The following is an 11509-nucleotide window of genomic DNA, read 5'->3' as shown; positions in this document are numbered from 1 at the left end:
TCTTTGGTTGATAAAGGAGTTCTAGATGATCACAATTAATAAGCAAGAAAAGACACCCATTTATATTCAAATCTATCGTCAAATCAGAGAAGACATCATCAATGGATCGTTACCGGCACATTCTAGACTAAAACCCATTAGAGTTATCGCAGATGAATTAAAAGTGGGGATTAATACCATTAAAAGGGCTTATACTCAATTGGTCGTTGAGGGTTTCCTGGAAAATACGCCAAGGACTGCTTACGAGGTTGTCGATCTAAAAAAGTTCAAGCCGAAAAGATTAAAAAACTCCAAAATCGCAATAGATCCCGAAACTGAAGAGATTCCGGCCGTACAACACTATAAATATGATTTCACCTATCAGAAGCAATCTATAGAATTATTTCCACTCTCCTCATGGCGGAAGTACACCACAGAGGCGTTGATGGGGTATGATAACGAAAAGCTTGGCTGCTATAACGATCAGAAAGGGGAAGTGGAGCTGCGTAAGGAAATTAAAAAATACCTTAATTTAAGCAGAGGGGTAAAATGCAATATTGAGCAAATCATCGTTTGCTGCGGAATCCAGGACAGTATTGAAAGAATCTGCCGGATCTTACCACGTACGACGGTTGGTGTTGAGCAACCGGGTTTACCCTTATGGGGGCATATCTTTAGAGGCTATGGGTTCTCAACCATACCTCTGAATGTATATCCTGAACACCGCTTACAAGAAGATCTAGAGGATAGCAATGCAAGAATTGCGGTCACAACCCCGTCACATCAGTTTCCAACCGGGTATACTATGTCATTATCTGAACGCTTACAGCTGATACAATGGGCCGAGAATAACGACGGAATTATTATTGAAGATGATTATGATTGTGAATTCCGATATGATTCCCAACCGGTATCTGCTATGCAGTCGATTGATGACTATGGACGCATCATCTATTTGGGGACCTTTTCTAAAATTCTAATCCCAGGGTTAAGATTAAATTTCATGGTTTTACCTAAACGGCTCTTATCTTCATATCATAAAGTTTATGGTGAATATCCAACGGCAATTTCGTGGTTGTCCCAAAAGGTCATGTATTTTTATATGAATGATGGAAGCTTTGACAAGCATATTCGCCGAGCCCGTTATGTCTACAAAGAAAAATACATAACGCTTTTATCCGCTTGCAAAGAGCTGCTCGGTGATCAGGTGGATATCATAGGCTCTGATGCAGGATTGCATATATTGCTGCGCATTAATAGAGCTGCTTCACAAGAGGAATTAATAAATCGGGCTGCGCAAAAAAATGTAAGAGTATATTCTACCAGGGAGTACTGGGATAGTACAGGGGAGCATTTTGAGAATCTGATCTTGCTGGGCTTCTCCATTATTAAACAAGATGAGATCTACGCAGGTATTCAACAATTAAGAACAGCGTGGCAGGACTATCTGTAGAAGTATGTCTATTGCTTTTTTGCGTATTAGCTCGTAATCCTTTGGCACATCATCGAAAGTTCTATATATGACAGGGTAAATATATGAGTGGGTTAACTTTATCACTGCATTTTTTATATACAATGTCCTTGATATATCCCATTCAGTCAGGTAAGAGGACCTTCCTGTCTGAATTTTAAGCAAGAAAAAAGACGCTCATTGCTGAACGTCTAAATATGAAAAAAAGGCTCTCGTTGTATCAACGCCACACTCTCCACATGCACCGTATGCGGGAACATATCCACCGGTGTAACCTCCACCGTGCGGTATCCCCCATCCTCCAGCACCCGCAGGTCGCGGGCCAGTGTCGATGGGTTGCATGACACGTACACGACACGCTCCGGCTGCATCAGCAGGATGGTCTCCAGCAGGCGCGGGTCGCAGCCCTTGCGCGGGGGATCGACGACGATGACGTCGGGGGTGATGCCCTGCTCCTTCCAGGCGGGAATGACATCCTCGGAGGCACCGGCCTCAAACTTCACGTTGTTCATGCCGTTCAGCTTCGCGTTGGCGCGGGCGTCCTCGATGGCTTCAGGGACGATTTCAACCCCATAGACCTGATCCGCATGCTGCGCCAGGAACAGGGAGATGGTACCGATGCCGCAGTAAGCATCAATCACGGTCTCCTTGCCGGTAAGTGCGGCATACTTCAGCGTTCTGCCATACAGGACCTCGGTCTGGGCCGGGTTCACCTGGTAGAACGAACGCGCGGAGATGGCGAACTGCACCTCTCCGATGTAGTCATAGATGACCTCGCTGCCCCAGAGGACGCGGGTATCGTTGCCGAAGATGACATTGGTCCGCTGGGTGTTGATATTCTGGCAAATGCTTGCCACGGCCGGGAGCTGCTCGCGGATGCTGCCGAGCCATGCTTCCAGATGCGGGATATCGCGGCCGTTCGTGACCAGGACCAGCATCATCTGGCCGGTGCGGAATGCCTTCTTCACTACTACGTGACGCAGCAGTCCACGGCCGGTCTCTTCGTCATAGGCGGTGATGCCCAGCTCGCGGCCGAGGCTTTTGACGGTGGCAACGACCTTGTCGTTGTCCTCATGCTGGATCAGGCAGGTCTCCATGTCAATAATCCGGTGACTGCCCCGGGCATAGAATCCGCCAACCAGACCTCCCTCGGTAACCCCGATCGGCACCTGGGCCTTGTTGCGGTAGCGCCATGGCTCGTCCATCCCGAGAGTTGGCAGCACACGGATGCCATCGCCATCAGTCCCTGAAGCTCCCGCCGCATCTGCACCCGCCGCTCCCCCGTTTGGCGCCCCTTCCACCTTCAGCTTCCCGATCCGCTGGAGGTTGTCCACTACCAGCTGCCGTTTCCAGGCGAGCTGCGCGCCATAGTCCATATGCTGCAGCTGGCAGCCGCCGCACTGATCATAGATCGGGCAAGGGGGTGCGATGCGGTCGCTGCTGGCCTGTACCAGCTCGATCAGCTTGGCATAGCCGTATTGCTTCTTGGTCTTCAGCACCCGGGCCCGGACCTTCTCTCCGGGGAGCGCGCCCTGCACAAAAAGGGTAAAGCCCTCAACGCGGCCTACCCCTTCACCTTCATGGGTCATGCCAATAATATCGAGCAGGACCTCGTCATTCTTATTCACAGGCAGTCCGGCGACAGCGGCCGGTGCTTGTTCCCGGCGGCTTCCACTGCGCCTGCTGCGGTGTTTACTCATAGCTATAGGTTCACTTCTTTCATGTTCTTCACTATTTATCACGTTAATCATTAAAATCATCATATGAAACTGTCCGGACTGTAAAGCCGCTATTTACTCCAAAAGCTGTGAATCCGGCGTCCAAGCGGACCGTAGCGCGCTTATTTCAACTCAGGCAATCACCTTCCGGCTCCAAATCGGCACATAAGATCACTGGAGTCCGCTTAGCTGTCTAAAAACAGCTTTTTGGCCGAATAAGCGCCGCTGAGTCCGCAAACTAAGCAAGCCTGGTGCGCTTGAGGTTGAGCGCTGGCTGGATCGCAATCAACCAGCCGCCGGCAGCGGACAATCACATTAATTATTCTGCGCAAAAATCCGCAGATGCTGCGGCAGCACGCTGAAGTTGCCGGGCAAGGTGCCGCCGTACTCGCCGTCCAGGTTCAGCAGAACGTGGCCGGGGGAGGTAACCTCCATAGCATCGGTGCGGAAGTGGATTACCTTCTTGTCATTCAGGTGCTCCCCGCGGATCGTCAGCCGCACCAGCCGGATGAACTCGGCCAGGTTGCACTTCTTGACCGCGATGACATCGAACAGGCCGTCGTCAATGCGCGCGCCCGGGGCCAGCTTCTCGAAGCCGCCTACCGAATTCGTATTGGCGATCAGGAAGAGCATGAACTCATCGTGGATCATCTCTTGCCCGTTAGCGCGGATGTACAGCTCCTGCGGAGCGAGGCTGGCCATCTTCTCGATCCCCTTCAGATAATAGGCGAGCTGGCCCATCATCGTCTTCAGCTTGCTGGGCACCTCATAGGTCAGCTCCGTCAGCTGTCCGCCGCCGGCTATATTAATGAAATAACGGTCATTGGCCTTGCCAAGATCAATCAGGCGTGATTCCTGGCGCAGAATCAGATCGCAGGAATCCTCCCAATTCTTCGGAATGCCCATCGCCCGGGCAAAATCATTCGTAGTCCCCAGCGGCAGAATGCCCAGCGGGGGAAGATTCGGCTTCTCCGCCATCCCGTTGATCACTTCATTGAGCGTACCGTCGCCCCCGGCAGCTATGATCAGATCATAAGTGCCGCGCTGAACAGCCTCAGCTGCAGCGGCCGTGGCATCGCCCTCTCCCGTTGTTGCATGGCAGGAGGCTTCAATCCCGCCCACATCCAGCCGGTCCAGAATATCGGCGAGTCGTCTCTTCATTTCTTCCCGTCCAGAAGTGGGATTATAAATCAATCTCGCAGTTTTCATTACTGGAACGCCACCTGTTTATATAATGGATAACTTTACTGATTATACCCAATTCAGGACCCCACAAGCAATGTCGGGCGCCTTAGAACACTATATTTATACGCTCCGCGCCAGTCCAAAGTGCAGAGGCAGGGCAGGGCCGTATAGTATAGGTATGCGGTGACGGCCGGAAATGAACACTGGAGACTCCTTCAGCGCAACCTAATTCCGCTCACTCCCGGCTCCGCAGAGGCTCCAGCGCCGCTTCCACCTGCCTTCCGATCCAGCGCGGCAGCAGCGGATGCGGCAGCAGCGTCTCGCCGGAGTACGCATACTTCAGCCCTTGCAGCCGCTGCGGAATAATCACCTTGGTGAAATACCCCTCACTCAAAAAGAGCGGAGCCACCAGCACCTCATAGCCCTGCTCCTGCCAGTACTCCACTCTGCTTCTCACACTATCCGGGTTCAGCAGCCCGTAATCGGCAGCGGCCAGCCCGCTTACCTCCCTCACCCGCGCCGCGAGCGAGGAGATCCCCCGCTCCCAGCGCTGCCGGAAGCCCTCATGCCTGCTGCCGTGTCCGACCAGCAGCAGGACCTCCCGCCCGGGCTGCTGCGACAGTCCCCGGGTCTTCTCCCAGAGCATCTGCGCAATATCGGGGTCATCGTCGACGGGATACCCGAAGTGAATCCGCGCAGCCACCCGGAACGGCTCCAGATCGGTCTCCCGCTCAGGAACCGGCTTCGCCCCCAGCGCATACGCTATCTCATCGATATGCGTGCTGCCGGAAGACACAAACAAGGGGATCACAATAATATCTGTGACCCCTGCATGTTCAAGCTCATCTATACCATCTTGAATCAATCGTCCTTCAACCAGCTCAAGGAATGACACCGCAACCGGAAGTTCCTCCTTAAGCGATAACCCGCTCACCGCCTCATCAACAATTGACACCCAGTTCTGATCGCGGGAGCCGTGACTGATGACCAGCACACCCGGAACCATAGATTAGCGCCCCAGACGTTCCAGCGTGAGCTTGTAACCGTCATTGCCGTAGTTCAGGCAGCGCTTCACGCGGGAGATCGTCGCCGTGCTGGCGCCCGTCTCTGCTTCAATCTGGTTATATGTAGACCCCTTGCCCAGCATCCGGGCCACCTCAAGGCGCTGCGAGAGCGATTGAATCTCGTTCACGGTGCACAGGTCATCAAAGAACACATAGCATTCTTCCATATTTTTCAATGTTAAAATAGCCTCAAATAATTGATCGATACTTTTATCGTTCAGCTTCTTTAGCTGCATCGTCTATCATCCCCTAAACATGAACTGTGAGCGACTATCTTGCCTCTACTATATTGTACTGAAGCACATTTTTCAAGCATTAACGATTTCACGCTGTAAAGAACGAAAACGATGGACAAACGTCCACCCCAGGTGTACACAATTAATGAGGTTAATCTTACTTCTCCCCGGACTTCCGAGGTTCACCGCCTTAATCATAGTACTACAAAACCGCACGAAATCAAGCCTGGACACGTTTTCTTCACTTCCGGGACGAATCCTCTGGGCATCCGCCCTTTTCCGCTGCTATCCCGGTTACCCGGGCATTCGTCTATACCGTATGTTCGCCCATGACATACAGTATAGCAAACACTAACGAAGGAATGTGATATTATGCCTGAGCATTACTATAATCATTCCCGCAAGCAAAGACGTTCCCTGGCGGAGCCTTACCCGCAGCCGCCTTATCCGCAGTCGCCTTATCCGGGCCTTTCTGCCTATACACCTGCCCCGCTTCCCGGGGAACCTGAGATCCTGCCTGCGTATGGGGCTGAAGTCACCGAGACGGCGGTCGCCCTTCCCGCTGCCGAGGCTGCTGCTCCGAAGGCCGGCGGACTGCTGGGCGGGCTGGGCAACCTCGGAAATCTGGCCAACATGGAGCAGATCAAGGGCATTGTGGACCGTCTGGGCGGGATCGATGGAATCGTCAACTCCATGGGCAAGGTGCAGAAGGTGGTGCAGGGCTTCCAGCAGATGGCTCCGATGGTGAAGCTGGTCATGGGCGGATTCGGCAAAGGTAAAGGAAGCGGGGCCGGAGCGCTCGCCGCAGAAGAGGATGCTGCACTTTACACCCCCAAACGGCGCAAAAAAAGACGCCCCGCTGCGAAGCGCCGCAAAAACACCTCCAAAAACCGCAAATCCGGGGGACCGTCCTCTGTGAAACGCCGCCGTTCCTAGACGGCGGCGTTTTTACAGGCTTTTGCAAGAAGGGCTTGCCGCCGGAGGCCGCTTACTTAAACCAGCCGCTCCGCCGGAACCAGGCAAACATCCCGACCCCCAGCACCAGCATAATCAGCAGCACCGCATAATAACCAAAGCCCCATTCCAGCTCTGGCATCACTCTGAAGTTCATCCCGTAGATTCCGGCAATCAGCGTCAAGGGCATGAATACAGTGGTGATTACAGTGAGTGTCTTCATAATGGAGTTCATCCGGTTGGAGTTCAGCGAGATATAGCTGTCCCGCAGATCGGCGGTCATCTCCCGGTCCGCCTCAATCATATCAGTCAGCTTCAGCAGATGATCGTAGATATCGCCGAAGTAGACCCGTTCCTCGCCATTGCTCTGCACATGCTGGGAATTGACAATCCGGTACATCAGGTCCCTCATCGGCACAATCGTCCGCCGCAGCTTCAGCAGCCTTCCGCGCACATTGAACACCTGGCTCATCAGCTCTTCCACCGATTCGTTGCCGCCCCGGCTCTCCAGATCTGCCAGCTCATCCTCCAGAGTATACAGTGACGGGAAATATTGATCGACCAGCTTATCCATGACTGTGTAAGCAGCAGCCATCGGCCCGCCGGACCAGCCCGAGCGGCTATGGATCTCAGCCTGGACCATCTCCCACGCTTCATCCATCTCCGGCTTGGCCTGATGATGATAGGAGACGAGGAATTTGGCGCTGAGGAACAGGTCAATTTCTTCCGCCTCCAGCGTCTCTTCATTCAGCGAATGCAGCACGAAGAACTGAACGTTCTCGTAATAATCCAGCTTCGGCCGCTGCAGCACATGCATACAGTCCTCTATCGCCAGCGGATGGAAATGGAAATAGGTATCCAGCGCCAGCGTCTCTTCCTCCGTAGGCACAGCGAAATCTGCCCAGATCCAGGCATAGTGTTCCAGTTCGATGCTCTGAAGCGGCAGGTCCGTCAGCACCTCTCCCGTATGGGTTACCGCAAGTGTCCGTATCATAATATAAGTCCTCCCGCCCTATCCTGCTATCCGCAACCTTACTAAGCTATTGCTTGCTACCATTGTACCGCATGTCCTTCCAAAATAACCCCACAAAGTGCAGCTTTAGCGTAGGTGATGAGCCAGGTACTTTGCGGGGACCCCAAAACATCTCCCAAAAAAATAACCGCCAGTCCGCTGGCCAGCGGTTCCGGAGGTCTCTTAAGCTTCTTCATCTAAATTATTGCAGCCGCACATCAGCGGCCCAATCCTTCCAGCACCTCCAGGTGAAGCACCTGCAGGAATTTCTTGATGTTCACTTTCACCTTGCCGGAGTCCCGGCCCTGTTCAATCTCCTTCATCTTCAGCCGTACCTCTTCAAAATCGAAGTACAGCGGTGCATAATGCTCGAACTTCGGATTCCCGTAATCCGTCAGTCCGATCGAAGCCAGATTAGCCAGCCCTGCCGCCAGGGCCCGGCGCAGGCGCTGTTCAATCGCCTTGACCTCTCTGGCCGCATCCGCCGGCACCGGTCTGTACAGGGCAGCCGCCCGCTCATACAGCTCCTTCAGCGGCGGCAGGCCTCCGCTGTTCCCTTCGGCAACCGCCAGCTCCATCAGGGTAATAATATCGCGGCTGCCGTTCTCCGAGATCATGCCCATATTCATCAGAATCGGCTGGACGATCTCCTTGACCGTTCGCTTGCCGGACGGCATCTGCGGCAGACCGAGCTGCAGCCCCTCCAGCTTGCCGAGCGTCAGCTTGATTTCATCCAGATAGCGGCCCATCGCATACCGCTCATTCACCTTGTACAGCACAGATTCGACTTCAATCTTGTTGATCGGCTTGCGGATGAAGAATTCAATTCCGCTGCGGTAGGCGCGGCTGACCAGATCGCCGTTCTCAATCTGCGAGATCATCACGAACCTGGAGCGGCAGCCCTGCGCCTGGAGCGAGAGAATGGTCTCGATGCCATCCTGGTCCGGCATCAGCAGATCCATCAGCACAATATCCGGCGCTTCACTCAGGATCAGGGCAACCCCCTCCTGCCCGCTCTCTGCCGTCCCTGTGACTTCCCCCAGCCCGCTGTCCTCAATAATATGCTGGAGCATTCTTCTGGCCGATGCATCATCATCCACAATACAGAAAGATAGCGGCATTCTCTATTCCTCCTTCCGCAGCTTGGCACTGGGCACCGTAATCTGAAACATCGCCCCTCCGGTATGCGATTCCGGCTGAACGGTAATGCTTCCCCCGAACAGCTGGACAATATCCCTTACATGAGACAGTCCGATCCCTGTGGCGGCGATGCCCTCATCATCGAATTTGGTGGTGAAGCCCGGCTCGAACAGCAGCTCCAGGTCACGCCTCTGAATGCCTGCCCCGCTGTCTGTCACAGTGAAAACCGTCATCCCGCCCTGCTCATAAGCATCCAGCCGGATGGTCCCTGCTTCCTGAATGACCTCCACCGCATTAGCGGTGAGGTTATTCAGCAGCGTCAGCAACGGAATATAGCTGCCGGTAGTATAACCAGCGGTGATATGGGTATCGAATTCAATCCGCTTGCCCAGCATTTCCGCATATTTGGCATTGCTCTTGACCGTGAACCGCACGATCTCCGGCAAGGGCATATCCACGGTCACCTCGCCGCGTTCCACCAGCTTCACCAGCCCGGCCAGTATCCGCTGCGAGTCCTTCTTCACTTCATGCAGCTGCTGGGTAATCCCCAGCACCTGAGGACTATAAGACCGGGTATCTTCCCCGTCCTTCAAATCGCGGTACAGCCCGAAGCTGTTCAGCGTCACCTGCTCCAGCGTCCCGATGGACTTCTTCAGATAGAACACCTCGCCGTACAGGCCGGAGCCGAAGCCAAGCATCTGCTCAATACGCTCCTGCTGCTCACGCTCCCTGATCCGCAGCTGGCTGACCGAGATACTGCTGTAGACCCCGGTGGTGAAATACGTGCGCAAGACCGCTATCGCCATCAGATACGTCCACTCGTTCAGACGGAACGTTGCCGAATCCAGCACAATTAGCCGGACCAGCAGCTCCATTTCATTCGACAGCAGATCAATCAGGGCGGCAATCGCGCCCAGCACCAGCGGGTGGAACGTATCAATCCGACTCTTGATGGCACTCATCAGCAGGCCGAAGACCACATAATAGATCATCGCCGAGAAGTGGCTGCTGAGGCTTCCCTCCAGCGTCAGCCCGCTGCCAAGCGCCGCCTCCATCACCATCCGGAATAACAGCACCACTACTCCCGTAACTATCCCGGTGATAATATACGGCAGCTGCCGCATTAACAGCAGACACAGCAGAAAAGCGCTGCTGCCCATGGCAATCCGGAAAATGTCGCCGTCGAACGGATTGATTTTGAATTCTCCGGCCACCGCCGTGACGGCAGCGACCAGCAGAATCTGCACAGCCTTCATTCTCAGAATAGATTGTCCCATCGCCACTGCTCCCGCCTAGAGATGTTGACAACTATAGTATCACAGCCGCACCTGCTTGAATATGCCATACCTTCCATCCGGGACAGATTATACCGTCCGGTGCTCCAGCCGTCTGGACAGCAGCGACAGCAGGTAATTGACCACGAAATAGATCAAGGCAACCAGAGCCAGTGTAGGAATGGCATAGCTGTAGCTGTGCCCGATGACGATATTGGCATTATGCATCAGCTCCGGCAGCGAGATGACAACGGCTAACGAGGTATCCTTCAGCAGGGAGATGAACTGGCTGACCAGCGGCGGCACCATCCGCCGCAGCCCCTGCGGCAGCACGATATGCCATAAGGTCTGGGTATTGCTTAACCCTGAGGACCGCGCCGCTTCGATTTGTCCTTTGTCGATGGAGGTTAGCCCGCCGCGGACAATCTCGGCAATCATCGCCGCCTCGAAGATGGTTAGTGCTGCAATCGCCGCCGTAATCAGACTCAGCTTGATCCCTACCTCCGGCAGGGCGAAGCGGATGAAGAAGATAATCAGCAGCAGCGGCAGATTGCGGATCAGTTCAACGAGGTATAACATGACCGGCGACAGCACCGGCACCTCCGAGTAGCGGATGACCCCGATAATGCAGCCGATGACAAAGCTCAGGATAATGGAGACAAAAGCAACGATCAGCGTAATATACAACCCGTCCAGCAGAAACCTCAGATTATGGGCAGAGTACGCACCTATGAAATCCATATGATCCCTCCTTCAAGTTCAGATGTCTAATATTTGCGCTGAAGTCTGCGCTCCCATACCCGCACGCCATAGCTGAGCGGAAGGGTCAGCACCAGATAGAACAGCGCTACGAAGATGTAAGTGTCGAAGGTACGGTAAGTCTCCGTGGAGATCCCGTCTGCAAAATACATCAGATCAAGCCCGGCCACCAGCGTCAGCACGGAGGAGTTCTTAATCAGGTTAATGAACTGGTTGCCCAGCGGCGGAATAACCAGCTTGATCGCCTGGGGCATAATGATATGCAGCATGGTCTGGATGTAGCTGAGTCCGGAGGAACGCGAAGCCTCCATCTGTCCCTTCGGAACCGCCAGGATTCCGGCCCGGATCGCTTCAGCGATGAAGGCTGAGGTGTAGACGGCGAGCCCGATCGTCCCGGCCTTGAAGCCGTCCAGCGTGAAGCCCAGCGCCGAGGGGCCGTAATAGAAAATGTACACGACCAGCAGCAGCGGAATATTGCGGATGAACTCTACATATACTGCGCCGAACCAGCGCAGCCCCCTCACAGCAGTGATGCGGAAGACGGCAATCACTGCACCGATCAGGAAGCTGCCGATCAGGGCCAGCACACTGGACAGCAGCGTCCCGTAGAAGCCCTCCATATACAGCCCGAAATAATTCGTTAAGATTGAGAAATCCATGATGTTCACCTGCCTTAGTTTAGAGAATCAATTGACTTCTTGTCCTGCGGATTAACCT

Annotated in this window: 11 protein-coding genes; 2 read left to right on the top strand and 9 right to left on the bottom strand. The window is 54.1% G+C overall.

All coding sequences use genetic code 11. The features are described from left to right. Positions 1–25 precede the first annotated feature (25 nt). A complete protein-coding gene (locus MHI24_RS19775; protein WP_340021232.1) occupies positions 26–1432 on the top strand; it encodes a PLP-dependent aminotransferase family protein in 1407 nt (468 codons plus the stop codon). 209 nt (positions 1433–1641) lie between these two features. Here the strand turns inward: MHI24_RS19775 and rlmD are convergent, their stop codons facing one another. The 4 genes from rlmD to MHI24_RS19755 all read right to left on the bottom strand — a co-directional run bounded on the left by rlmD (position 1642) and on the right by MHI24_RS19755 (position 5653). Continuing rightward, positions 1642–3150, bottom strand: coding sequence for a 23S rRNA (uracil(1939)-C(5))-methyltransferase RlmD (rlmD, locus tag MHI24_RS19770; protein ID WP_340021231.1), 1509 nt, complete (start codon positions 3148–3150; stop codon positions 1642–1644). Positions 3151–3483: 333 nt separating this feature from the next. Next, on the bottom strand, positions 3484–4377 hold the full coding sequence (locus tag MHI24_RS19765) for a diacylglycerol kinase (protein ID WP_340021230.1): 894 nt from the start codon (positions 4375–4377) through the stop codon (positions 3484–3486). Positions 4378–4588: 211 nt separating this feature from the next. Next, positions 4589–5359 (bottom strand): CbiX/SirB N-terminal domain-containing protein, encoded by a 771-nt coding sequence (locus tag MHI24_RS19760; RefSeq protein ID WP_340021229.1) that lies wholly within the window; start codon positions 5357–5359, stop codon positions 4589–4591. A 3-nt stretch (positions 5360–5362) separates the two neighbouring features. Beyond that, complete coding sequence (locus tag MHI24_RS19755; protein ID WP_019913624.1) at positions 5363–5653, bottom strand: YerC/YecD family TrpR-related protein; 291 nt, start codon at positions 5651–5653, stop codon at positions 5363–5365. Positions 5654–6025: 372 nt separating this feature from the next. Between MHI24_RS19755 and MHI24_RS19750 the strand changes: the two genes are divergently transcribed. Further along, positions 6026–6589 (top strand): tyrosine protein kinase, encoded by a 564-nt coding sequence (locus MHI24_RS19750; protein WP_340021228.1) that lies wholly within the window; start codon positions 6026–6028, stop codon positions 6587–6589. Between the two features lie 52 nt (positions 6590–6641). Here MHI24_RS19750 and corA read toward each other — a convergent pair whose 3' ends face one another. The 5 genes from corA to MHI24_RS19725 all read right to left on the bottom strand — a co-directional run bounded on the left by corA (position 6642) and on the right by MHI24_RS19725 (position 11451). After that, complete coding sequence (corA, locus tag MHI24_RS19745) at positions 6642–7601, bottom strand: magnesium/cobalt transporter CorA (protein ID WP_340021227.1); 960 nt, start codon at positions 7599–7601, stop codon at positions 6642–6644. A 236-nt stretch (positions 7602–7837) separates the two neighbouring features. Beyond that, positions 7838–8740 (bottom strand): response regulator, encoded by a 903-nt coding sequence (locus MHI24_RS19740; RefSeq protein WP_340021226.1) that lies wholly within the window; start codon positions 8738–8740, stop codon positions 7838–7840. A 3-nt stretch (positions 8741–8743) separates the two neighbouring features. Continuing rightward, complete coding sequence (locus tag MHI24_RS19735; RefSeq protein ID WP_340021224.1) at positions 8744–10036, bottom strand: ATP-binding protein; 1293 nt, start codon at positions 10034–10036, stop codon at positions 8744–8746. Between the two features lie 87 nt (positions 10037–10123). Continuing rightward, positions 10124–10774, bottom strand: coding sequence for an amino acid ABC transporter permease (locus tag MHI24_RS19730; RefSeq protein WP_340021223.1), 651 nt, complete (start codon positions 10772–10774; stop codon positions 10124–10126). A 26-nt stretch (positions 10775–10800) separates the two neighbouring features. Then, a complete protein-coding gene (locus MHI24_RS19725; protein WP_340021222.1) occupies positions 10801–11451 on the bottom strand; it encodes an amino acid ABC transporter permease in 651 nt (216 codons plus the stop codon). Positions 11452–11509: the final 58 nt, after the last annotated feature.

This window comes from Paenibacillus sp. FSL K6-1096 (assembly GCF_037977055.1).
Lineage (GTDB): Bacteria > Bacillota > Bacilli > Paenibacillales > Paenibacillaceae > Paenibacillus_AQ.
This window is presented reverse-complemented; position numbering and strand designations above follow the sequence as displayed.